Genomic DNA, 26,857 nt, shown 5'->3' on the forward strand with positions numbered 1-26,857 from the left:
GCCGGTGACGGCCAGCGAGCCGCCGAGGGTGGCCGTTTGCGCGACGATGTAGGCGCCCGTCCGCGTGGTGTCGGTGATGGCGATGGTCAGCGTCGAAACGGAATTTTGCGAATAGGCGCCGCCCGCGGCCACCGTGCCGCTGTCGGTGATGGCGAGGACGCCGGTGCCGCCGGCGCCGAGGATGAAATTGCTCGCGGTGGTGACGAGGGCGGTGTCGCTGACGATGACCGTGCCGGCGCCGCTGCCGCCGCTGCCGACGGTGATATTGCCACCCGCGCTGACAGTGCCGCTGTCGGTGACGTTCAGCCAGCCGGTGCCGCCGTTGCCGACGGTGAAGGCGCCGCTGTTCGTCCACACGCCCGCGACGCTCGCGCTGCCGCTGCTGCCATTGATCCGGCCGAGATAACCGGCGGCGGCGCTGACCGTGCCGCCGGCGCGGATGTCCAGCCAGCCCGTGCCGTTGTTGCCGACATTGAAGTCGCCGCGGTTCACCCACACGCCCGCGACCGTCGCGCTGCCGCTGACGCCGCTGGTTAAGCCAAGATCGCCGGTGGCGTCGCTGACGGTGCCGCCGACGAGGATGTTCAGCCAGCCCGTGCTCCAGCGGCCGACGACGAGGTTGCCGTTGTTTGCCCACACGCCCGCGACACTCGCGCTGCCGCTGCCGCCGGTTGAGAAGCCGACATAGCCGGCGCTGTTGGTGACCGTGCCGCCGGCGCGGATGTCCAGCCAGCCCGCGCCGCGGTCGCCGACGACGAGGTCGCCGCGGTTCGCCCACACGCCGGCGACGGTCGCGCTGCCGCTGCCGCCGTTTGAGTAGCCGAGATAACCGTTGTTGTCGCCGACCATGCCGCCGGCGAGGATGTGCAGCCAGCCGGTGCCGCTGTTGCCGACGGTGAGGTTGTTCGTGCTGTTCGTGCCGGTGTTCCACGTGCCGCCGACGGTGACGGCGCCGTTGGTGCCCGCCGCGCCGCCGATGACGCCCGCCGTGCCGCCGACGTAGCCGCTGATGGCCAGCACGCCGCCGTTGACGGTCGTCGTGCCGGTGTAGCTGTTCGACGCGCTGAGGATGAGCGTGCCGCTGTTGCCGGCGGTGACGGTCAGCGACTGGCCGTCCCATGCGATGACGGTGCCGGTGATGGCGGCGTGGGCGGTGGTGTCGCTGAGGGTGACGTCAACGTCGAAGGTCTCGCCCGCGCCGAGGGTGAAATTGCCGTGGCTGGCGGTGGTGGCGCTGAACCACGCGAGTTGGGAGCCGAGGACGTAATCCGTCCCGCCGGTGATGAACGCGCCGAAGGTCAGGAAGTCGCGCTGGCTGGTGCCGCCGGTGACGCTGACGGTGGCGAAGTCGCCGCTGATGGTGTTGGTGTGAATCAAGATTTGCGCCCCGTTCGCCAAGGCCGACGCGCTGCCGCCGTTGACGAACGCCGCCGTGCCGCTGGCGTTGACGGCGAGCGTGCCGGCGAGTTGCGCGGTGCTGGCGGTGACGAACGCGCCGCGATAGCCGAGGGTGTTCGTGAGCGTCAACGTCAGCGTGGACACGTCGTTTTGCGAATACTCGCCGGTGGCGACGATGCTGCCGCTTTCGGTGATGGTGAGGCGCGCGGTGCCGCTGTCGCCGACGATGAAGTTGCCATCCGCCAGCCACGTCGCATCGCCGCTGACGGTGCCGGTGGCAAGGGCGGTGTCATTGGCGGCAAACACCACTTTATTGCCGCTGACAATCCTGCCGCTGCCAGTGAGGAGCAATGTGGCGCGTCCGTTTTCGCCGATGAGAAATTCGCCGTCCGTCCGCCATTCAGCGCTGCCCTTCACCGTGGCCGAACCTGTGGTGTAGTCGTAACCGCTGCCGAGATAAGTTTGATTACCGTGAAAAAGGGCACTGCCGGAGAGCGTGAGGGAACCGGTGCCGCTGTTGCCAAGATAGGTGTCGCCCGTAACGCGCCAGGAAGCCGTGTCACTGATTGTGACCGTGCCCAAGCCAAATTCGCCACCGACAACGAGATAGCCGCTGCGGACGCTGCCGCTCTCCGTCAACGTCAGCGTGCCGGTGCCATAGTTGCCGACGTAAAAGTCGTTGCCGTTGGTGTTCCAAAACGCGCTGCCGCTGACCGTGCCAGTGCCAACGCCAGTGGTGTCGTTGCCAAAGGCAACATACCCGCTGAGAATGCTGCCGCTGGCGGTGAGCGTCAGCGCACCCGTGCCGGATTCGCCGACGACAAAGTCGTCGCCGTTCGTAGTCCAGAACGCCGAGCCGCTGACGGTGCCCGTGCCGACGCCGGTGTCGTTGTAACCGAAATACACGCTGGTGCTGTCAATGCTGCCGCCCTCGGTGAGCGTGAGCGCGCCGCGGCCGCTGTTGCCAACGGTGAAGTTATAACCGCTGCGCGCATCCCAGAACGCCGAGCCGCTGACGGTGGCCGTGCCAACGGCGTTTTGCGCGTCGCCGAAAATGGTCGCCTCGCGGCTGTTGATGCTGCCGCTGGCGGTGAGGAGCAGACTGCCCGCGCCTTCGTAACCGAGGTAAAGTCCGTTGTTGTTATACCAGTAACCGCTGCCGCCAATGGTCACGCTGCCGGTCACGCCCGCGCTGTAACCGATGTAACCGGCATCGCCGACGGTGACGGTGCCGCTGACGATGATGACACCCGCGCCGCTGCCGCCGACAATGACATCGCCATAGTTGGCGGCTTCGAGATAACCGCTGGCGTTGACCGTGCCGCTGTCCGCCGCGCCGCTGCCGATGACGACTTGCGCCGTGCTGCCCGTCCAGCCGGTGATGGCGAGCACGCCGCCGTTCACCGTCGTCGTGCCGGTGTAGGTGTTCGTCGCGCTGAGGATGAGGGTGCCGCTGTTGCTGCTCGTGACGGTCAGCGACTGGCCGTCCCAGCCGCCGGCGTAGGTGCCGTTGCTGACGAAGTTGTTGGTGTTGCTGAGGCTGACGTTCACGTCGAAGCTCGTGCCGCTGGCGACGCTGAAATTGCCGTGGCCGTTCGCCGCGTCGCCGAACCACGCGAGATTCACGCCGGCGACGTATTTCGTGGCGTCGGCGGTCTTGTAAATGCCGCCGTACAAATAATCCGACAGGCCCGCGCCGTTGAAGCCCGCCAGCGTCGCCGTGGCAAACACGCCGCTGATGGTGCCGCTCGCGCCCGCGCCCGTCGCGCTGATGAGCACTTGGTGGCTGCTGGAGACCACGGCGCTGGCGGTGTCGAAATTGCCGCCCGCGCCGAAGCCGCTGACGCTGATGGTGCCGCCCACCGTCGCGCTGGCCGCGTAGATGAAGGCGTCGTTCAAGCCGCGCGCGGTCACGCCGTCGCCGGAGGCGTCGAGCGCCAGCGTGGAGAGCGCGTTTTGCGAATAGGCCCCGCCTGCCGTGACCAAGCCGCTGCCGCTGACGGTGAGGTTGCCGGTGCTGCCGACGCTGCCGAGGGTGAATCTGCTGCCGGTGCTCCACAAGGCGCTGCCGCTGATGGTGGCCGCGCCAACGCCGCCCATGGAGCCAAAGGTGGTGTTGACGCTGACCGTCACGCTGCCGCTCTCGCTGAGGGCGACGCTGCCGCTGCCGCTGTCGGTGACGCCGTTATTAAAGTAGCCGGCATCCCACCAACCGCTGCCGCTGATGGCGGCCGCGCCAACACCGCCGTCGCCGACGACGATCCGGTTGCCGCGCACCACGCCGTTTTGGTTGATGGTCAGCGAGGCGCTGCCGCCGGTGACGAAGCCGCTGTTGTAGCCGACCTCAAGGTCGCCGGTGTTATTCCACAGGCCGTTGCCGGTGACGGTGGCATGGACCCCGCTGGTGGTGCTGTAGAGGTAGCCGCCGTCGCCGCTGACGGTGCCGCTGATGGTGAGGACGCCGCCGCCGACGCTGTTCTCGTTGCCCACCGTCACGCCACCGTAGCCTTGGATGCCCAGATAGCCGCTGACATTCACCGTGCCGCTCTGACCCACACCGGTGCCGGTCACGAGTTGCGCCGTGCTGCCCGTCCAGCCGGTGATGTTCAGCGCACCGCCGAGGATTTGCGTCGTGCCAGTGTAATTATTCGAGCCGCTGAGGATGAGCGCGCCTTGATTGCTGGCGGTGACGGTGAGCGAACGGCCGTCCCACGCGATGACGTTCGCGCCGGCGGCATGGGCGGTGGTGTTGCTGAGGGTGACGTCAAGGTCGAAAGTTTCGCCGCTGTTCAGCGTGAAATTGCCGTGGCTGGCGGTGGTGGCGGAGAACCACGCGAGTTGGGAGCCGAGGACGTAATCCGTCCCGCCGGTGATGAACGCGCCGAAGGTCAGGAAATCGCGCTGGCTCGTGCCGCCGCTGACGCTGACGGTGGCGAAGTCGCCGGTGATGGTGTTGGTGTGGATGAGGATTTGCGCGCTGTTCGCCAGCGCCGACGCGCTGCCGCTGCCGTTGAACAGCGCGGTGCCGCTGGCGTTCACCGTCAGCGAGCCGTCGAGTTGCGCCGTGCTCGCGGTGACGAACGCGCCTCGATAGCCGAGGGTGTTCGTGAGCGTCAGCGTCAGCGTGGAGTCGGCGTTTTGCGAATACGAGCCGGTGACGGTGACCGTGCCGCTCTCGCCAACTGTCAGCGCGGCGGCGTTGCCGTTGGCGCCGTTGAAGTAATCGCCGGCCACCGTCCACAACGCCGTGCCGCCAATCGTCACCGCGCCGGTGCCGCCGTTGTCGGAAATATGAACATCACCGCTACTGATGCTGCCGCTTTCGGTCAGCAGCAGCATACCGCCGGCACCGGTACCGATTTCCACTTGATTGCTGATGTTCCAGAACGCCGAGCCGCTGACAGTGACCGCGCCGGTGCCGGAATAGCCGATAAGCACGGAATCGCTGCTGATGCTGCCGCTCCGGGTGAGCGTCAGCGAACCGGTGCTTTCATCGCCGCTAATATTAAACTCGCCGGAGGCGTTCCACCACGCGCTGCCGCTGACGGTCACACCACCACCAACCACAACATTGCCGCTGGCGATGCTACCGCTATTGGTCAGCGTCAGCGCACCCGTGCCGCTGTTGCCGATGAAGAAGTCGCTGCCGTTCGTGTTCCAGAACGCGCTGCCGCTGACGGTCACCGAACCAATGCCGGTGTCTTGGTAGCCGATATAAACCGCGCCGCTGCGGATGCTGCCGCTGGCGGTCAGCGTCAGCGTGCCGCTACCTTCGCCGCCGACGATGAAATCGCTGCTGTCCGTGTCCCAGAACGCGCTGCCGCTGACGGTCGCCGCGCCGGTGCCGGTGGTGTTGTGACCGATGATGACTAGCCCGCTGAGGATGCTGCCGCTGTCGGTCAGCAACAGCGTGCCGCTGCCCGCGTGACCGACGAAGAAATCGTAACTGCCGTTGCCGCTGTTCCAGAATGCCGAGCCGCTGATGGTCACCGCGCCGACACCGGTGGCGCCGTTGCCGATTTCGGTCACGTCGTTCGCATACACGACGCCGCTCTCGGTGAGCGCCACCGCGCCGGTGCCGCTGTTGCCGATGAAGAACTGGCTGCCCACATACCAAAGCGCCGAGCCGCTGACATTCGCCGTGCCGCTGCCGGTGGCGCCGTTGCCGAGATAAACCACGTCGGTGCTGACGCTGCCGCTGTTAGTGAGGCTCAACACGCCGGTTGCCGTGCCGCCGATGATGAAATCGTTGCCCGTGCCCGCGCTGCTGTTGGTCGTACTCCAGTAACCGCTGCCGCTGACCGTCGCGGTGCCGCCGTCAATCAACGCCGCCGCGCTGTTGTCAATCGCGCCGCTGCCGGTGACGAGCAAGTTGCCGCCATAGACGAAAGTCGTGCCGGTGTAGCTGTTGCTGGCGCTCAGTATCAGCGTGCCGCTGTTGCTGGCGGTGACGGTCAGCGACTTGCCATCCCATGTCGCGCCGCTGGCGTTGGCGGTGCCGTTGTCGGCGGTGGTGTTGCTGAGGGCCACGTCAACGTTGAAGCTCTCGCCGTTGTTCAGGGTGAAGTTGCCGTGCGATTGGTTGGTGGTGGAGAACCACGCGAGTTGCGAACCCAAGACGTAATCCGTGCCGCCGATGATGTACAAGCCGTTGACCAAAAAGTCCCGCGCGCTGGTGCCGCCGGTGACGGATTTGGCGGTGAAATCATCGGTGATGCCGCCGACGGTGTGCAGCAGGACGATGGCGTTTTGCGCCAGCTCGCTCGCCTTCGTGCCGCTGGCGGTGCCGGTGTAGCCGGTGACCGTCAACGTGCCGGACAGTTCCGCGCCGCCGGTGGCGGTGATGTAGGCGTCCGCCGCCGCGCGGCCCGCTTGCAGGTTCACGGTCAGCGTCGAGTTCGTGCCTTGAATGTAAAGATTGCCGGCGACGGCGTGCGCGCTGCCGCTGATGGTGAAGGTGCCGGAGTTCTCGCTGCCGTTGTAGAAGTCAAGGTCGTAGGCCGCCGTGAGCAGCGCGTCACCGCTGAGCGTGGTCTCGCCGTAATCGCCGCCCTTGAGATAAATGTACTTGCCGCCGCTGATGGTGCCGCCGGTCATGATGAGGTGGCCGGTGCCGCCGTCGCCGACATAGATTTGGGAATCAGTGCCGCTAACCGCAATCAAGCCGCCAGTCATGAGCAAGGTGCCGCTGCTCACGCCGGAGTTCCAGCCGCCGACGCTGAATGTGCCGTAAGTGCCCGTCACCGCGACGGTGCCGCCGCTGAGGGTGAACGCGCCGGTGCCCTCGGTGCCGACAAAAATGGTGTCGGTGGCGCCCAGCAACCCGCCGCCCATGCTGCCGGTGCCGACCGCGTCGTCATCGTAACCGAAATAAATATTTTGCGCGCTGACGCTGCCGCTGACATTCAGCACGCCGTTGCCGCTGCCGCCGACGATGAGGTCGTTTTGCGCGCCGAGGTAGCCGCTGACGTTCACCGTGCCGCTCGCGCCGGTGGCGCTGCCGATGACCACATAGCTCGTACTGCCCGTCCAGCCGGTGATGTTTAACACGCCGCCGTCAACGGTCGTCGTGCCGGTGTAGGTGTTGGTCGCGCTCAGCGTCAGCGTGCCGTCGCCGAGTTTGGTCAGCGACTTGCCATCCCAGCCGCTGGCGTAGGTGCCGTTGCTGACGAAGTTGTTCGTGTCGCTGAGGACGACATCCACGTTGAACGCGCTGCCGCTCCCGAGGGTGAAATTGCCGTGCCCGTCGAGGCTGTCGCCGAACCACGCGAGGTTCACGCCAGCGAGGTATTGTTTCGCGTCGGCGCTCTTGTAAATGCCGCCGTACAAATAATCCGGCAGGTCGCCCGCCAGCCCGCCCAGCGTGGCGGTGGCGAAGGTGCCGCTGATGGTGCCGCTCGCGCCGGTCGCGCTGATGAGGACTTGCTTGCTGTCAGCCAGCACCGCGCTGGCGGTGTTGAAATTGCTGCCCGCGGCGAAGCCGACAACATTGATGGTGCCGCCGACCGTCGCCGAGTTCGCGTAGATGAAAGCGTCATTGGTGCCGCGCGCGATCACGCCGTTGCCCGAGGCGTCGAGCGTCAGCGTGGAGACCGCGTTTTGCGAATACACGCCGGCGGCGGTGACCAAGCCGCTGCCGGTGACGGTCAGGTTGCCGGTGGCGTTGGCGGCGTTGTAGTAGCCGTTGTAAAAATCCTCGCTCGCGCCCAACCGCGCCGTGCCGCCGACGGTGACCGTGCCGAAACCCGTGCCGGTGTAGAGGTCGTTGTAGTAGCCGAGGACGATCCGCTTGGCGCTGATGCTGCCGCTCTCGCTGAGCGTCAGCGTGCCGCGGCCATATTCGCCGACGGTGAAGTAGTCATCCATCCGCCAGTACGCCGAGCCGCTGACGGTGGCGACGCCGGTGCCGCTGCCGGCGCCGATACCGCCGGCGCCGCTGTCAATCCTGCCGTTCCCGGTGAGCGTCAGCGTGCCGGTGCCGTAGTTTGCAACGTAAAGACCCTCCACCGCCGTCAACCGGGCGGAGTCGCTGACGGTGAGCACGCCGGCGGAGTTGTCGGAGTTGCCGAGGTAAAGCAACCGGCCGACGCTGAGGCTGCCGCTCTCGGTGAGCGTCAGCGCGCCCGCGCCCATGCCGCCGACCAAGAAATCCCTGGCGCTGTTCCAAAACGCCGAGCCGCTGACGGAGACTTCGCCCCGGCCGCTCACGTGGCTGCCGAGCTTCACATCGCTGCCGCTGTTGACGGCGCCGCCGCCGGTCAGCGCCAGCACACCGGTGCCGCTGGTGCCGACATAGAAATCCCCGCCGACCGCCAGCAACCCGCCGCTGACGGTGCCGGTGCCGAGCGCGCCGGCTTGCGCGCCCATGATCATCGTCTGGCTGACGCTGACGGTGCCGCCCTGAACGAGCAGCACGCCGCTCGTGGTGTCGCCGATGATGGCGTTGGTGGCGGTCAGATACGCGCCGGGGGTGTTGATGACGCCGCCGCCGTTGACGTACAAATCGTCGCTGGTCCAGCCGCTGTTAATGAGCCAGCCGCCGAGGACGTTCAGGCCGGCGAGGCGGTTGGTGGCGCTGAGGATGAGGGTGCCGCTGTTGGCGGCGGTCAGCGTCAGCGTCGCGCCGTCCCACGCGCTGCCGCTGGCGTTGGTCGTGCCGTTGTCGGGGTTGGTGGCGGAGAGGTTCACGTCCACGGTGAAGCTCTCGCCGCTGTTCAGGGTGAAATTGCCGTGGCTGGTGGTCGTGTCGCTGAACCACGCCAGTTGCGAACCCAGGACGTAGTCGGTGCCGCCGGTGATGTACGCGCCGAAGACCAGGAAGTCGCGCTGGCTGGTGCCGCCGCTGACGGTCTTGGTGGCAAAGTCGCCGCTGATGGTGGAGGTGTGGATGAGCACTTGCGCGTTGTTGACGAGCGCCGAGGCGCTGCCGCTGCCGTTGAACAGCGCCGTGCCGCTGGCGTTGACGGTCAGCGAGCCGTCGAGTTGCGCCGTGCTCGCGGTGACGAACGCGCCGCGCGAGTTGAGCGTGCCGCCGAGGGTGAGCGCCAGCGTGGAGGCGTTGTTTTGCGAATACGTGCCGGTGACGGCGACGCTGCCGCTGTCGCTGACGGCCAGCGAGCCGGTGCCGGTGCTGCCGACGTAGAAATTGCCCGCGCTCAGGAGGCCGCTGCCGCTGACAGCGCCGGCGCCGACGCCGTTTTCCGCGCCGATTTGAACCGTGCCGCCGACGTTGATGACGCCGCGGTCGGTGAGCAGCAGCGCGCCGGTGCCGGTGGTCGCGTAGCCGGTGCCGACGGTGAGGTTGCCGGTGGCTGTGACCAGGCCGGTGCCGCTGACGGTCAGGGTGCCGGAGGTTTGGGTGCTGTCGGCGTCGCCGACGGTGATGTCACCGGAGCGGACGCTGCCGCTGTTGGTGACGGTCAGCGCGCCGGTGCCGCCGTCCAGGCCGACGGTAAGGTAGGTGTCGGCGAGCAGATAACCGCTGCCGCCGACGACGCCCGTGCCGAGCGCCCCGACGGCGTTGCCGATGACGATGCTCTGTTGCGCGGCGACGGTACCGCCGGTGACGGCCAGCGCGCCGGTGCCGTTGTGGCCGACGAGGAAATCGCCGCCATTCACCGTCCAGAACGCCGAGCCGCTGACATTCACCGTGCCGCTGCCGGTGGCGCGGTCGCCGATGATGAGGTTGCCGCTGTTGATGACGGCGCTGTCGGTGGCGATGAAGACGCCAGTGGCGGTGCCGCCGACGATGAAGTCTCTGGCGGTCGTCCACACGCCGCTGCCGCTGACGGTCGCGGTGCCGCCGTCAATCAGCGCGGAGTCGGAATTATTGATGGAGCCGGTGCCGCTGACGATGAACGCGCCGCCGAGCATCGAGGTGGTGCCGGTGTAATTGTTGCTGGCGCTGAGGATGAGAGTGCCGCTGTTGCTGGCGGTGACGGTCAGCGACTGGCCGTCCCAACCGCTCGCGTAGGTGCCGTTGTTGACGAAGTTGTTGGTGTTGCTGAGGCTGACGTTCACGTCGAACGAGGTGCCGCTGGCGACGGTGAAGTTGCCGTGGCCGTTCGCCGCGTCGCCGAACCAGGAGAGGTTCATGCCGGCGACGTATTGTTTCGCGTCGGCGGTCTTGTAGATGCCGCCGTAGAGATAATCGGGCAGGCCCGCGCCGTTGAGGCCCGCCAGCGTCGCCGTGGCAAACACGCCGCTGATGGTGCCGGTCGCGCCCGCGCCCGTCGCGCTGATGAGGACTTGGCGGCTGCCGCTGAGGACGGCTTGCGCGTTGTTGAAATTGCCGCCAGAGGTGAAGCCGCTGACGCTGATGGTGCCGCCGACCGTCGCCGACGAGGCGGTGATGAAGGCGTCGTTCACGCCGCGCGCCGAGGCGTCGAGCGTCAGCGTGCTGTCGGTTTCCTGCGAATACGTGCCGGTGACGTTCACCAAGCCGCTGCCGCTGATGCCTAGCGCCGCCGTGCCGCGCACCGTCATGGTGTCGCCAACGCTGACCAAGCCGGTGTCGCTGACCGTCAGCGCCGCGCCTAACAGGTCGAAGTTGGTGCCGACCTCCAGCACGCCCGCGCCGCCGACCGAGCCGGTGACGACCTCGCCAGCGCCAGCGTCAGCCATCATCTCCAAATACCCGCCGATGGCGACGCGCCCGCTGCCGCCGACCGCGAGGGCGGTGGTGCCGCCGTAAGCGAGCAAACTGGCGTTCCAGTCCGTGACGAGCCGCGCCGTGTCGCTGACGGTGATGGTGAAGTTGCCGTAGTTAGAGGCATGGACCTCGCCGAGCCGGACGCTGCCGCTGCCGGCCACGTTCAGGGCGAAGGTGCCGCTCACCCCGCCGTCGGTAAAGAGACCGTTGGCCGCCAGCAGGCTGCCGGCACCGCCGACGGTGACCGCGGCGTCAGCCCCGTCGCCGACCAGCAAGGCTGCCCCGATGCTGACGCCGCCGCTGCCGCTGACGGTCAGCGCGGCGGTGCCGGTGACGGCCAAATTTTCGGCCGCCGCCACCGAGCCGGTGTCTTGCACCAAGAGCACGCCGGTACCGCTCTGGCTGACCGTGCCGATGGTGAAGTTCGTCGCGCTCCACACGCCACTGCCGCTGACGGTGGCGGTGCCGCCGCCAATCAACGCCGCCGCGCTGTTATTGATGCCGCCGGTGCCGCTGACGATGAACTCGCCGCCGAGCACCGAGGTCGTGCCGGTGTAATTGTTGGACGCGCTGAGGATGAGCGTGCCGCGATTGCTCGACGTGACCGTCAGCGAGCGTCCGTCCCACGCGATGACGGTGCCGCTGATGGCGGCGTGCGGCGTGGTGTCGCTGAGGGTCACGTCCACGTTGAAACTCTCGCCCGCGCCGAGGGTGAAGTTGCCGTGGCTTGCCGTCGTGTCGCTGTACCACGCCAATTCCGAGCCGAGCACGTAATCGGTGCCGCCGACGATGAACGCGCCGAAGGTCAGGAAGTCCCTCACGCTGGTGCCGCCGCTGATGGTCTTCGTCGCAAAGTCGCCGCTGATGGTGCCGGTGTGGATGAGGACTTGCGCGCCGCCCGCGAGGGCCGAGGCGCTGCCGCCGCTGACGAACGCCGCCGTGCCGCCGGCGTTGACCATCAGCGCGCCGTCGAGTTGCGCCGCCGTCGCCGTGATGAACGCGCCGCGCGAGTTGAGGGTGCCGCCGAGGTTCAGCGTCAGCGCGCTGCCTTGGTCTTGAAGATATGTGCCGCCGACGCTGACGCTGCCGCTGTCGCTGACGGCGAGCCAGCCGGTGCCGGTGGCGGTGCCGGTCAGGCCGTCGGTCGCGCTGCCGCCGACGGCGAGGTTGCCCGCCGCGAGCAGCCGCGCGCTGCCGCTGACGGTGACCGTCGCCGCGTTCCCGCCATACTGGCTGTCATCAGCGTAAAAGGCGTGGCCGATGGCGATGTTGGAGCCGCTGACGAGGCCGCCGCCGCTAATGTCGAGCCGCGCCGAACCGGTCGCGCCGAGCCGGATGTCACCGTCCGCCGCGAGCACGCCGGCGCCGCTGACGCTGCCAACGGCGGTGTTGCCGAGATTGAGGGTTTCCAAACCGGCAAAGCTGATGTCGTGGCTGCTATGCACGGTGCCGCCGGCGACGGCCAGCGCGCCGCTGCCGTAGTAACCAATGACCACGCCGCCCACCACCACGCCGCCCGTCCCGGTCATATAGCCAACCGCGTCCACGAGGCCCGCGCTGACGGTGAGGGTGCTGGTGACGCTGGCATTGCCCGAGCCGACCACGAGGTCGAGCGCCGCCGTGACGGTGCCGCCGCTGACGGTGAGGACGCCCGCGCCGCCATTGCCGCCGAGCAAGACGCTTTGCCCGCCCGCCAGCAGACCGCCGCTGACCGTGACCGCGCCGGTGCCGCCGTAGTAGCCCAGCGTCACGTCACCGCCCGCGCTGACCGTGCCGGAGTTGATGAGGAGCGAGCCGCTGCCGTAACTGCCGACCTGAAGGCCGCCGCCCACCGTCACCAAACCCGTGACCGTGCCGGCGCCGAGGCCGCCGTCCGCCATCCCGAAGCCGAGGAAACCCGCCGCCAGCGTGCCGCCGCTGACGGTGAGGACGCCCGCGCCCTCGCTGCCGATGACGACCCCGCCGTCCGCCGTCACCAAACCGGCCGCGCCGACGGCCAGCGTGCCGCTCGCGCCGATTTCCACGCCGGCGTAAATGTCGCCGGACGCGCTCACCGTGCCGCTGACGATGAGCGCGCCGGTGCCGCCCTGGCCGATGTAGATTTCCTGCGCGCCGAAATAGCCGCTGCCGCCGACGGTGATGACGCCGCGGTCGGCGCCCGTCTCGCCGATGATGACGAGCGCCGTGCTGCCGGTCCAGCCGGTGACGGCGAGTTCGCCGCCGTTGACGATGGTGTCGCCGGTGTAATTGTTCGTCGCGCTGAGGATGAGGGTGCCGCTGTTGCTCGACGTGACGGTCAGCGACTTGCCATCCCAACCGCTGACGTAGGTGCTGCTACCGGCGAGGCCCATCGTGTCGCTGAGGGTGACGTTGACGTTGAAGCTGGTGTTGGGGTCGAGGGTGAAGCCGCCGTAGCCGCTGTTGGTGTCGCCGAACCACGCGAGTTGCGCGCCCGCGACATACGCGCTGCCGCTGGTGGTCTTGTAAATGCCGCCGTACAAATAATCCGGCAGGTTCGCGCCGCCGTTGACGATGGTCGCCGTGGTGAACAAGCCGCTGATGGTGCCGCTGGTCGTGCTGATGAGCAACTGATGGCTGCCGCTCTGCACGCTTTGCGCGTCGGCGAAGTTGGAGCCGGTGGCGAAGTCCTCGACGATGATGGTGCCGCTGACCGTCGCGCTGCTGGCGATGATGAAGGCGTCGCTCAAGCCGCGCGCGCTGGCGCTGACGGTCAGCGTCGAGTATTGGTTTTGCGAGTAAGTGCCACCAACGGTGACGAGGCCGCTGCCGCTGATGCTCATGCTGCCGGTGGCGACGCCATGACCGAGGTAGAAATTGCTTGCCGTGGCAACCAAGGCGGTGCCGCTGACGCTCGCCAAGCCGCTGCCAGTGCCGGTCACGCCGAAGTCCGCGCCGACCGCGCCAATATAAATGTCATTCGCCGAGGTGAAGCTGCCGCTCTCGCTGAGGTTCAGCGCGCCGGTGCCGCCGAGGCCGATGACGCTCACGCCGCCGGTGGCATTGAGCCAGCCGGAGCCGCTGATGTTCACCGTGCCGGTGGCGCCGGCCCTGGCGCTCGCCACCAGCGCCGCGCCGGTCACGCTGTCGCCCGCCACGCTGACGTGGCCGCCGCCGGTGATGTTCAGCACGCCGCTGTCACCGGCATAGCCGCCGAGATACAGCGCGTCACTCCGCCACACGCCGCTGCCGCTGACGGTGGCAAAACCGCTGCCGGCGCTGCCGGTGTTGGCGCCGTCGCCGATGGTGTCGTTGGTCGCGCCGGTGGTGTCCACCGTGCCGCCGCTGACGAGCAGCCAGCCCGTGCTGCCGATGCCGCCGATGATCAGGCCGTTGGGACCGTACGGCCCGTCGTGGGGGTTGACCACGGTGAGCAAGCCGCCGCTGACGCTCAGCGTGCCGCTGCCGCCGTTCTTGCCGACCCACGTCGGGGCGCCGCTGCCGGTGAAGGTCACGCTGCCGCTGTCGGTGAGGTTCAGCACACCGGCGCCGCCGTTGCCGCCGATGACGGATTCGACGGAGTTGTCCGCGCCGCCGACATTGAGGAAACCGCTGCCGCTGACGGTCAGCGTACCGCTCGCGCCGCTGACGTTGCCGACTTGGACGGTGACGGTGTTATTGACGCTGCCGGTGCCAGTGATTTCAAGGACGCCGCCGAGAACGCTGGTGGTGCCGCTGTAGCTGTTGCTCGCGCTGAGGATGAGGGTGCCGCTGTTGCTGCTCGTGACGGTCAGCGACTTGCCATCCCAACCACTCACATACGGGGAGTTGTTCGTGTCGCTGAGGCTGACGTTGACATTGAAGCTCGTGCCGCTGGCGACGGTGAAGTTGCCGTGGCCGTTGGCCGCGTCGCCGAACCATGAGAGGTCCAGGCCGGCGACGTAGTGTTTGGCGTCGGCGGTTTTGTAGATGCCGCCGTAGAGGTAGTCGGGCAGACCGCTGCCGCTGAAGCCAACCAGCGTGCTGCTGTCGAAGAAGCCGCTGATGGTGCCGCTGGTCGCGCTGATGAGCAATTGCCGGTCGCTGTTGAGGACGCTCGCGGCGTCGGCGAAGACGCTGCCGGTGGGGAGGAAGCCGCTGACGTTGATGGTGCCGCTGATGGTCGCCGAACTGGCGTAGATGAAGGCGTCGTTCGTCCCGCGCACGATGCCGCCGCCGCTGGCGCTGAGGGTGAGGACGCTGTTCGCGTTTTGCACATAGACGCCGCCGACGGTGACGAGGCCGCTGCCGGTGATGGCGAGGTTGCCGGTGCCGCTGGTGCTGCCGAGGATGAAATTGCCCGCGGTGGCAACCAAGCCGCTGCCGCTGACGCTGACCGTGCCGAGGCCGCCGTCGCCGCTGCCGTAGCCAAATTCATTGAGCGCGGCGCCGATGATAATGTCACTGCCGGCGGTGAGGCTGCCGCTCTGGCCGACGGTCAGCCCGCCCGCGCCGCTGGCGCCAAACACCACGCGGTCGCCCGCGTCATACCAGCCGCCGCCGCTGATGGCGACCGTGCCGCTGTTGCCACCGCCCAAGCCAACGCCCAGCGCCATGCCGAGCACGTCATAACCCGCCGCGCTGATCCGCCCGTTGCCGGTCACATTCACCACACCCAGCCCGCTGCCGTCCGCGCCATTCGCGGCGAAGCCGGCCAGCAGCACGCGGCTCTCCCACACGCCGCTGCCGCTGACGGTGGCAAAGCCGCCGCCGGCGGTCGCCCCCATGCCGGCGCCGATGGAATCAAAGCCGGTGTCACGGGTGTCCAGCGTGCCGCCGCTGATGAACAGATAGCCGGCGCTGTCGTCGCCAAAACCGAGCGCGATTCCCTCGGCATTGGTGATGTCGCCGGTCCGGCCCTGGAGATTGACGAGTGCCAGCACCGCCCGGCCGCTGATGGCGACCGTGCCGCTGCCGCCGGCGGTGCCGACCAGGAACGGACTCTCGCTGCCGCTGATGGTGACCCGGGCGTCGTCGCCGAGGCCCAGGACGCCGCTGGCGCCGGCACCGTAGCCGAGCGCGGAAATGTTGTAATTGGCGCCGGTGTCGCCAATCGTGAGCACGCCGTTGCCGCTGACGTTGATGGCGCCGCTGCCGGTGGCCGTGTTGCCGGCCATGAATTGGCTGGCGACGGTCACGCTGCCGGTGATGTTCAGCGCGCCGACGGTGGTGTCGCCGACGGTGAGATGGTTCACGCCCCAGTAGCCGGTGCCGCTGACATTCACGGTGCCGCCGTTGATGAGGCCGGCGGCGTTGGTGCCGGTCCAGCCGGTGATGGCGAGGACGCCGCCGTTGACGGTGGTCGTGCCGGTGAAATCATTGCTGGCGCTGAGGATGAGCGTGCCGCTGTTGCTGCTGGTGACGGTGAGCGACTTGCCATCCCAGCCGTTCGCGTAACTCGCCGCGCCCATCGTGTCGCTGAGGCTGACGTTCACGTCGAAGCTGGTGCCGCTGGCGATGGTGAAGTTGCCGTTGCCGTCGTTGGTGTCGCCGAGCCATGAGAGGTTCACGCCGGCGTAGTATTTGGTGTCGTTGTCGTCCTTGTAGAAGAAGCCGTAGATATAATCCGGCAAATCCGCGCCGTTGTAACCCGCCAGCGTCGCCGTGGCGAAGACGCCGTTGATGGTGCCGCTGGTCGCGCTGATGATGAGTTGGCGGCTGTTGCTGACGACGGCCTGCGCGTTGTCAAAAGCCTCGCCCGTGCCGAAGCCGGTGACCGTCAGCGTCCCGCCGACCGTCGCCGAACTGGCGTAGATGAAGGCGTCGTCCAAGCCGCGGCCGGCGGCGTCAATCGCCAGCGAGCCAACCGCGTTTTGCAAATAAGTGCCGCCGACCGTCACCAAGCCGCTGCCGCTGATGTTCAGCGCGCCGGTGCCGCTGTTGCCGACGGTGAAGTTGTCGTTCGCGCTCCACCATGCCGTGCCGCTGACGGTGGCGATGCCAATGGCGGTGGCGTTAAAGCCAATATAAACCGCCGCACTGGTGATGCTGCCGCTGTCGGTGAGCAGGAGCGAGCCGGTGCCGTTTTCGCCGAGGTAGAAATCCCCGGCGGCATTCCAATGCGCCGAGCCGCTGACGGTGCCGGTGCCGAGAGCGTCGTTGCCGTTGCTGAAATAAACATTGCCGCTGCTGATGGTGGCGTTGTCGGTGAGCAGCAGCGAGCCGGTGCCGCTGGTGGCGATGTAAAACTCGCCGGCGGAGGCATCCCAGAACGCCGAACCGCTGACGGTGCCGCTGCCGACGCCGGTGATGCCGTGGCCCAACCAAACGTTGCCGCTGAGGATGCTACCACTGCCGGTCAGCGTCAGGAAGCCGGTGCCACTGTTGCCGACGTAGAAATCGCCGCCGTTCGTGTCCCAGAACGCCGAGCCGCTGACGGTGCCCGTGCCGACGCCGGTGGTGCCGTTGCCGAAATAAACCACGTCGCTGCTGATGCTGCCGCTGTCGGTGAGCGCCAGCGCGCCGGTGCCGGCGCTGCCGACGGTGAAGGTGTTGCCGTTGGTGGTCCAGAACGCGGTGTCGCTGACCGTGACGATGCCGGTGCCGGCAGCGTTGCCGCCCAGGGTGACCGCGCCGCTGCTGATGCTGCCGCTGCCGTTCAGGGCGACGGTGCCGGTGCCGCTGTTGCCGACCAGGAAGTTGGTGCCGTTGGTCGTCCAATACGCGCCGCCGCCGACCGTGACGCCGCCGAGGGCGCCGTTGGAGAGACCGAGGACGGCCAGCCCGCTGCTGATGCTGCCGCTGCCGTTGAGGGTCAGCGTGCCGGTGGCGTTCATGGCGTAGCCGAGGTAGAAATTGTCGCCGCCGGTGTTCCAGTAGCCGCTGCCGCTGACGAGGGCAGTGCCGGAGGCGCCGCTGTTGTAGCCGACATAGACGGTGCCGGTGGTGAGCACGCCGCGGTCGGTGACGGTCAGCGCGCCGCTGCCGCTGTTGCCGACGAACAGGGTGCCGCCCACCGTCACGAAGCCGCTGCCGCTGACGGTGCCGGTGCCGCGCGCGCCGGCGTCGCGGCCGAAGGCCAGCGTTTGCTGCACGGCGACGGTGCCGCTGTCCACGAGGAACGTGCCCGCGCCGGTGCCGCCGATGACGGCGTTGGTGGCGGTGAGGTAGGCGGTGCCGCCGGTGTTGAGGAAGATCGCGCCGCCGTCCACCAGCAGGTCGTCGCTGGTCCAGCCGCGGTTCACGAGCCAGCCGCCGAGGACGTGCAGCCCGGCGAGGGTGTTTGAGCCGCTGAGGATGAGGGTGCCGCTGTTGCTGGCCGTCACGGTGAGCGTGGCGCCGTCCCACGCGCTGCCGCTGGCGTTGGTGGTGCCGAGGTCGGCGGTGGTGGCGGAGAGGTTCACGTCAACGTTGAAGCTCTCGGTCGCGCCGAGGGTGAAGTTGCCGTGGCTCGTGGTCGTGGCGCTGAACCACGCGAGTTGCGAACCGAGCACGTAGTCGGTGCCGCCGGTGATGAACGCACCGAAGGTGAGGAAATCTTTCGCGCTCGTGCCGCCGGTGACGCTGACAGTGGCGAAGTCGCCGGTGATGGTGTTGGTGTGAATCAGCACTTGCGCGTTACTATCGGCGAGCGCCGACGCGCTGCCGCCATTGCTGAACAGCGCCGTGCCGGTGGCGTTCACCGTCAGCGTGCCGTCGAGTCGCGCCGTGCCGGCGGTGATGAACGCGCCGCGCGAGCCGGGCGTGCCGTCGAGGGTCAGCGTCAGCGCGGAAACGGCGTTTTGCGCATAAGCGCCGCCGGCGGTGACGCTGCCGCTGTCGCCGATGACCAGCGCGCCGGTGCCGTCGGTGGTGAAGCCGAGGCCGGTCAGCATGGCGTCGCCGTTGTTGTGGCCGACGTTGAAGTCGCCGTCCGCCGCCACCACGCCGTTGCCGCTGATGGTGACCGTGCCGATGCCGGCGGTCGGCGCGCCGCCGCTCGTGCCGCCCACGCCAACCACCACGTCGCCCCCCGTGCGGACCGCGCCGCCCGCGCCGACGCTCAACGCACCGCGGCCACCCGCGCCGACCGCGACGCCGTGGCTGGCGCCGACCAGGGCATTCGTGATGCCGGCCGTGCCGGCGCCCTCCGCGAAGCCGTAACTGGCGCCAACCGAAAATATTCCCGTGCTAATCGTGCCGCCGGTCATGGCCAGCGCGCCGGAGCCGGAACCGGTGAAACTGCTGCCAATGACGTCCACCCCGATTGACACGATGGGACCGCCGCCGAGGTTGCCGGTCGCCTCCAACAACCCGCCGCTCATGATAATGACAGCATTCCCCGCCCCGGCGATGGACACCGCGCCCTGCGAGGTGATGGTGCCGCCGGTGAAGGTCAGCGTCGCCGAGGACGCATAACTGCCGATGTCCAGCGCGTAAACGGCGTTCAGCCAGCCGCCGCTGATCGTGCCGGTGGCGGTGCCGCCGTCGTAGCCCAGACGGAAAACGCTGTCGCCGGTAACCGTGCCGCCGGTTTGCACATAAGTGCCAACGCCCGTGCCGGTGCCGATGGCCGCGTAATCGTAGTTAACGATGCCGGAGCCGACGTTGAGCACGCCGGCACCGCCGTTGGCGCCAACGTAAAGGTTGGTGGTATCGCCGCCCAGATACGCGCTGCCGCTGACCGCCAGCGTGCCGCTCATGCCGGTGGCGGAGCCAACCACCACGTTGTTCGTGCTGCCCGTCCAGCCGGTGATGGCCAGCACGCCGCCGTCAACGGTGGTCGCGCCGGTGTAATTGTTCGTCGCGCTGAGGATGAGCGTGCCGCTGTTGCTGGCCGTCACCGTCAGCGAGCGGCCGTCCCATGACAGCGTGTTGGACGGCTGCCGGTCAGCCAGCGCGACATCCACGTCGAAGTAGCCGAGGGTGTTGGTGATGGTGAAATTGCCATGGGACGTTTTTGTTCCCGTGTACCACGTGAGCATCGCGCCCGCCACCACGTCGGTGCCACCGACCAGGGTGACGCCGTAGTTCAGGTAGTCAAAGTCGCTGGTGCCGCCGCTGAGGGTGACGTGGTCGAACCAGGTGCCGCCGACGCCGTTCTGCGTGTGGATGAGGAGTTGCTGGTTGCGGCCGACGTCGCTGGCCTTGGTGTCGGTGAGGTAGATGATGCCGTCGGGGCCGGTGGTGCCGGTAAAGCCGGCGCTGCCGCTCAGGCCGGTGACAGCCAGCGTGCCGCCGAGCGTCGCCGCGCCCGCGGCGAGGAAGGCGCTGTCCGGCGCGCGCCCGCTGGTGATGTCGAGCGCCAGCAAGCCGCCGCTCTGGACATACTGGCCGTCGGCGTTGACGAGGCCGCGGTTGGTGATGTTCAGCGCGCCGGTGCCGAGGGTGAAGGTGGTCGCGCTCCAGTAGCCGCCGCCGCTGACCACGCCGGTGCCGCCGTTAATCACCGCGGCGGCGTTGTGGTTGATGCGGCCCGCCATGCTGCCGCTGGTGGTGGTGACGACCAGCGCGCCGCCGAGGACGGTGGTGGTGCCGGTGTAGCTGTTGCCGGCGCTGAGGATGAGGGTGCCGCTGTTGCTGGCGGTGACGGTCAGCGACGCGCCGTCCCAGGCGTAGCCGCCGCTGTTGGCCCCGTGCGCTTGGTGGTTGTAGAGGTCAACGTCAATGTCGAAGCTCTCGCCCGCGTTCAGCGTGAAGTTGCCGTGGCTGGTGTCCGTGCCGGTGAACCATGACAGGACGTTGCCGATAATCAGGTCGGTGTCGTCGTTAATCTTCATGATGCCGAATTGCAAAAAGTCGCGGGTGCCGCTGAAGGCGGCGTTGAACGCTCCGCCGGTGCCGTCCACGACGCTGGTGTAGTTGTTGTAATCGCCGAAAATCGTGCCGTCGGCGTGCATGAGGAATTGCACCAGCGAGGTCGCCGTGTAACCGCTGGCGGTGCTGCCACTGGCGATGAGGTTGGTGTAGTTGCTGAGTTGCAGCGTGCCGGAATTATCAAGGAAAATGGAGCCGCTGACGCTGATGAACGCGCTGCGCGAGGCGTTGGCCAGGTCGAGCGAGAGGACGGTGTCCGCGGCCTGCGTGAAATCGCCCGCCGCTGACAGTGAGCCGGGCGCGCCGATGGCGAGGGTGCCGCCGCTGAGGATGGCGGTGCCGCCGATGGTGTTGGTCGCCCAGAGCGTGAGCAAGCCGTCGCCGGTTTTGATTAAATTGACGCCGCTGTTGGTGGCGATGGAGTCGGCGCGCATGGCCGCGGAGAATTGGGAGCCGATTTCAGCGTCCGCGCCGGCGGCGATGTCGAACCACGCGCTGCCGCTGCTGACGTAGAGGAAGCCGCCCGCCGCGTCGCCGCCGCCCGTCGTGTTGCCGCTGGCGGTCAGCAGGTCGCCGGACGCGAGGTGGAGGATGAAGCTGGAGCCGGAATAAATCGCGCCGCCTTGCGAGCCGCTGACGTTGCCGGTGACGGTGACCAGCCCGAACGTGCCGGAAAGGGTGATGGCGCTGCCGAGGGTGTAAATCGCGCCGCCGCTGCCGGCGGCTTGGTTGGCGCTGATGATGAGGTTGCCGGTCAGGCCGCCGATGGTGAGGACGCCGGTGCCGCTGACCGAGCCGGGGTCAATCTGCGGGTAGTCGGCGAGGACGGTGGACAGATAGTTGGTGACGGCCAGCGCGCCGCCGTTGACGTCGGCGTAGTTGCCGGTGATGGAAAACGCGCCGGCGGCGGTGGCGCTGAGGGTGAGGTTGTTCGCCGCGTGGACGGCGCCGCCGTAACCGGCGGTGTTGCTGCCGATGACGAAGGCGCCGTAGCTGCCGCCGACGATGACGTCGCCGGCGATGGAGCCGATGGCGCCGGCGACGCCGTAGTTGCCGGACGCGCCGGTGGCGACGTTGTTGGTGACGGTCAGCGCGCCGGCGGACTGGGCGTCAATGACCACGTTGCCAAGCAGCGCGCCGAGCGCGCCGACGGAGCGGCCGGCGGTGTTCGAATCAATGAAAATCGCGCCGTAGGTGCCGCTGACGGTCAGCGACTGGTTCGCGCCCAGCCCGCCGAAATCGCTGAACGCGGCGTTGTTGGTGACCATCAGCGCGCCGCCGGCGAGGGCGCTGATGCGGGTGTCGCCGTCGGCGGTGCCGAACGCGCCGTAGTCGCCGCCGGTGCTGGTGTTGTGGTCAAAAATAATGTCGCCCGCGCTGACGGCGTCGAGGGTGAGATTGCGCTGGGCGTAAATCGCACCACCCCAACTGCCGGCGGTGTTGGAGGCGAAGAGGATGGAACCGTAGCTGCCGCTGAACAGCACGTCTTGCGAGGCGTAAATCGCGCCGCCGTCGTTGAAGTTGGCACCGGTGCCGGAGCGGTTGTGGCTGACGTTCAGCGTGCCGGCGACGGTGGCGGTGATGATGACGTCGGAGGGGGCGGTGGGGGGGCCGAAGGCGGCGTTGGTGGCCGTGCCGATGGCGCCGCCGGAGGCGCCGGCGGTGTTGCCGGTGAAGTTGAGGTTGCCGCCGGCCACGGCGCTGACGGTGATGCCGCTGTAGGAGCCGAGCGCGCCGCCGCCGCCGCCGGCGGTGTTGTTGGTCACGTCAATGTCGCCGGCGGTGGTCACGTCAAACGCCATCGCGCCGTAGGAGCCGAACGCGCCCGCGAGGCCGCCGGTGGTGTTGGAGTCAATCAGCAGCGCGCCGTAGCTGCCGCTGACGGTCAGTTCCCCGAAGGCATAGAACGCGCCCGCGCCGCCCGCCGAATAGTTGTTGGTGACGGCCAGCGTGCCGCCGGCGACGGCGTTGATGGCGACGCTGCCCAGCGACGAGCCGAGCGCGCCGGCGGCGGCGCCGGCGTAGTTGCCGCTGAAGGTGATGTTGCCCGCGCTGACGGCGTCCATGGCGATGTTTTGCTCCGCCCAAATCGCGCCGCCGTAGCCAACCGCGCTGACGGTGTTCGAGGCGAAGAGGATTTCGCCGAAGCTGCCGCTGAAGTTCAGGCTGCCCGCGTAGAACGCCGCGCCGTTGGCGGCGGCGTAATTGTTAACCGCCGCCAGCGTGCCGGCGACCTGGGCGATGATGTTCAGCGTGCCGGCGGTGCCCGTGGCAATCGCACCGTTGCCTTCGACGCCGGTGCCGCCGGTGTTGGAAGTGATGACGAACTCGCCGAAGCTGCCGCTGAGGTTCAGGTTGTTCCGCGCGAAAATCGCCGCGCCGTCAAACCCGGCGGTGTTGCCGGTGAAGGTCAGCGTGCCGGAGAAGACGGTGAAATCCAGCGTGTCGGCGGAATAAATCGCGCCGCCGTTGTTGGCGGCGACGTTATCGCCAAAGGTGAGGAGGCCGGAGCTGCCGTTGACCGTCAGCGTGCCGGTGTCCGCGCCCATCGCAATCGCGCCGCCGCTGCTGCCGGAGGTGTTGCCGGTGAGGAGGAAATTGCAGTCGTCGAAATTAAGCACGCCGTTGCCCGCGAAATACATCGCGCCGCCGAGGTTCGCGCCGCTGACGCTGTTGCCGGTGAATTCCGAGTGGCCCTTGATATTATAAGCGCCGCCCGCCCCGACAAACACCGCGCCGCCGTTGCCGTTGTAAGCGGGGGCGCTGACGGTCAGCAACGCGGTGGCGCTGCTTTGCGCGAGGTTGCCGGCGGCGTTCGCGGCGACGGACTGGCGTGCCGTCAGCGTGGCGCTTTGGTTGAACATCAGCGTGCCGCTGCTGGTCGTGCTGTTGAAAACGATGAGCGTGCTGGAGTTGACGGCGTCGGCGGCGTTGGCGGTGGCGGCGGAGGCGAGCAACGCGCCCCCGGTGATGACGGTGCTGCCGGTGTAGGCGTTCGACGCGCTGAGTGTCAGCGTGCCGCCGCCGAGTTTGGTCAGTGTGCGGCCGTCCCACGCGGCGCCGCTGGCGTTGGCGGTGCCGAGGTCGGCGTTGGTGTCGCTCAGCGTCACGTCCACGTTGAACGCCGCGCCGTCGCCGAGGGTGAAGCTGCCGTGGCTGACGCTCGACGCGCTAAACCACGCGAGGCCGAAACCGAGCACGTAGTCCTGGTTGTTGTTGACCGCGTACGCGCCGCCGGTGATGTAGTCGGGCAGGCCGCCGGGCGGGAGGCCACTGATGATGAGGTTGGCGAAGCTGCCGCTGATACTGCCCGGGGCGGCGGTGTGGAGAAGGAGGACGCTGTTGTTCGTAAGCAGGCTGGCGGCGGTGCCGGTGACGTTGGCCTCGAAACCGGTGACGGTCAGCGAGCCGTCGAGGGCGGCGGTGCTGGCGTTGATATACGCGCCGCGCCCGCTGTCGCGGTTGGCGAGATCAATGAACAGGTTGCCGCCGCCTTGCTGGGTGTAGGCGCCGCCGAGGCTCACGCTGCCGCTGTCGCTGACGCCTAGCGTGCCGCCGCTGACGGTCAGGCTGCTGCCAATCCAAATCGCGGTGCCGCCGACGTTCACGCCGCCGCCGCTGATGGCGCCGGCGGCGTTGAGCGTCGCGCTGTCGGCCAGGTTGAGCAACCCGCCGCTGACATTCAGGTTTTGCGCGTTGAACACGGCGGCACCGCCCAGGCTCACGCTGCCGCCGCTGATCAGCGCGGTGGTGCCGTTGACGACGGCGTTGTCCTGCGCGTTGAGCCAGCCGCCGCTGACGGTGAAGTTGGTCGCGCTCCACGCGCCGGAGCCGCTGACGGTCGCAGTGCCGCCGTTGATGAGAGCGGCGGCGGTGTTGTTAATCGAACCCGCCGCGCCGCCGGTGGTGGTGGTGATGAACAATTCGCCCGCGCCGACGGTGGTGGTGCCGCTGTAATTGTTGGCGGCGGTGAGGAACAGCGCGCCGACGCCGGTCTTGGCCAGCGACTGGCCGTCCCAGCCGGAGCCGGTGAGGTTTTGGACGCTGTTGTTCAGCGCGATGTCCACATCGAACGACTGGCCGCCGTCCAGTTCGAACGTGCCGCTGGCGTTGGTGCCGCCGGCGAGCCACGCGAGTTCAAAGCCGACGTAATAATTCGTGCCGGTGAAGGGGGTGACGTTCACGCCGTCGTTGCTGATGAAGCCGTCGAGGACGATAAATTTATAGCTGCTGCTGGTGCCGCTGCCGACGTTCTTGCTGGCAAAATCGGTGCCGCCGAAGCCGTTGCTGGTGCTGATGATGAGCGTGTTGCCGGACTTCAGGCCGCTGGCGCTGCTGCCGCTGGACGTGCCGTCGAACGAGACGACGTTCAGCGTGCCGCCGAGCACCGCGCCGGCGGCGTAAATGAAGGCGTCGTCCGGGCCGCGCGTGGTGGAGTCGAGGATGGCCAGGAGTTGCGCGCCGGCGTTTTGTTGGTAAGTGCCGGCGACGTTCAGCACGCCGTTGCCGTTGACGCGCAGGGCGGTCGCCAAGCCGGGGGACGCCGCCGCGCCGTTGATGAAATCGCCGCCGACGGTCAGCGTCGCATCGCCGCCGCTGCTCGTGCCGCCAATCCACACCGCGCCGCCGCCGCCGCCCATGTTGATAATCACGCTGCCGCTGACACTCATGCTGCCGCTGTCGCCGACAATCAACTGGCCGTAACCGTCCGCGCCGGCGATGACGCTGTTGGTCAAATTCCACGTGGCGTTATCAGACACATACGCCTGCCCCATGCTGTCCGCCGCCGCGCCGATGACCACCAAGCCGCTGCCGGTGATGCTGCCGCTGTTGGCGACGCGCACGACGCCGGTGCCGCTGCCGGCGATGACCATGCTGCCCGAACCGGCGTTCCAGTAACCGGCGGACGCGGCGTCCGCGCCAATCCCCACGCCGCCGAACACGCCGGTGGCGTTGCCGATGATGACGGCGCTGTTGGTGACGAGGGTGGAGTTGCCAAAACTTTCCAAGACGCCATACGCTTGGTCGCCGACGATCAGCGTGCCGCCGGTGGCGAGCGTGGCGCCGCCGGCGAGGTAAACGGCGCCAACGCCCGCCGCGCCGATGCTCATGCCGCCGGCGCCGACCTGCCACAGCGCGCTGCCGCTGACGTTGACCGTGGCGCCGCCGCCCGCCGCGCCGCCGACGACCGCCCGCGTGTTGCCATCGGTGGTGCCGGTGATGTTCAGCGCGCCGCCGAGGACGCTGGTGGTGCCGGTGTAGGTGTTGTGGGCGCTGAGGGTGAGGGTGCCGCTGTTCGACGCGGTGACGGTCAGCGACCGGCCGTCCCACGCGCTGCCGCTGGCGTTGGTGCTGCCGGTGTCGGGGGTGGTGTCGCTGAGGATGACGTCAACGTCGAAACTTTGCCCCGCGCCGAGGGTGAAGTTGCCGTGCGACGAGGCGGGCGTGTCGTACCACGCGAGGCCCAGCCCGACGACGTAATCACGGTCGCTGTTGGCCTTGTGCGCGCCGAGGTTGAGGAAATCATAGCCGGTCGCGCCGCCGACATTGGCGATGAGGTCGCCGGTGATGCCGCCGGTGGTGCGGATGATGGTGTAGGAGCTGTTGGAAAAATCGCTGGCGGCGCTGCCGGTGACCGCGCCGCCGGAAAAGCCGCTGAGGGCCAGATAGCCGGCGAGGGTGGCGGTGTTGGCGGTGATGAAGGGGGCGTTCGGCGCGGCGGCGTTGAGGCTGATGCTCAGCGTGCCGGTGGCGTTTTGCGTGTATGCGCCGGTGAGGCTCAGCGAGCCGCTCTGGCTCAGGCCGAGGTTGCCGCTGTTGGTGAAGCTCGCGCCGTGCCAGTAGCCGGTGTCGCTGACGGTGACGCTGCCGAGCGCGCCGATGGTGGCGTTGCCGTTTTGCGTGTAGATGCTGCCGGTCTGGTTCAACGTCAGCGACGCGCTGCCGCTCTGCCCGACGGTGAAGTTGCCGTTATTATTATACCAGTACCCGCTGCCGCTGACGGTGCCGGTGCCGTAACTGCCGGCGTTTTGACCGAAGATAACGCTGGTGCCGGTGACGGAGCCGCTGTCAGTCACGACGAAGGTACCGCTGACGGAGCCGCCGACAATCATGGTGGTCGCGCTCCACCAGCCGCTGCCGGTGACCTCGCCGATGCCGCCGTCAATCAGGCCGCTGCTGTTGATGATTTGGCCGAGGACGTTCAGCGTGCCGCCCCGCACTATCGTGGCGCCGGTGTACTGGTTGCTCGATGAAATCACGAGCAAGCCGCCGCCGGTTTTGTAGAGGTTACCGCTGGCGATGGCAATGCTGTCGGCGGCGTTGATGATGGAGGTGTTGTTGCCGATTTGCGCGACCGCGCCGGAGGAGATGTTGAAGGTGGCGTTGCCGGCGGCGACATTGAGGAAGCCGCTGGTGTTGTTGGAGGCTTTGTTGCCGCTGGCAGTGAGCGTGCCGGCGCTGACATTCAGCGTGAACGCGCCGCCGGAGTAAATCGCGCCGCCCATGCCTCCGGCGGTGTTGCTGGTGAACGTCAGCAAGCCGTTCGCCATGCTCTGACTGACCGTCAGCGCCCCC

At 67.9% G+C, this 26,857-nt stretch carries 1 protein-coding gene (only partly in view); it reads right to left on the reverse strand.

All 26,857 nt of this window come from inside a single coding sequence — locus OH491_RS24375, autotransporter-associated beta strand repeat-containing protein, on the reverse strand. Of the gene's 50,838 coding nucleotides, 2,306 precede the window and 21,675 follow it; the stretch shown corresponds to coding positions 2,307-29,163 (codon 769, partial, through codon 9,721, complete); the first complete codon in reading order (the gene reads right to left) occupies positions 26,854-26,856. Both the start codon and the stop codon lie outside the window.

The sequence above is a fragment of the Termitidicoccus mucosus genome, assembly GCF_038725785.1.
Classification (GTDB): Bacteria; Verrucomicrobiota; Verrucomicrobiia; order Opitutales; family Opitutaceae; genus Termitidicoccus; species Termitidicoccus mucosus.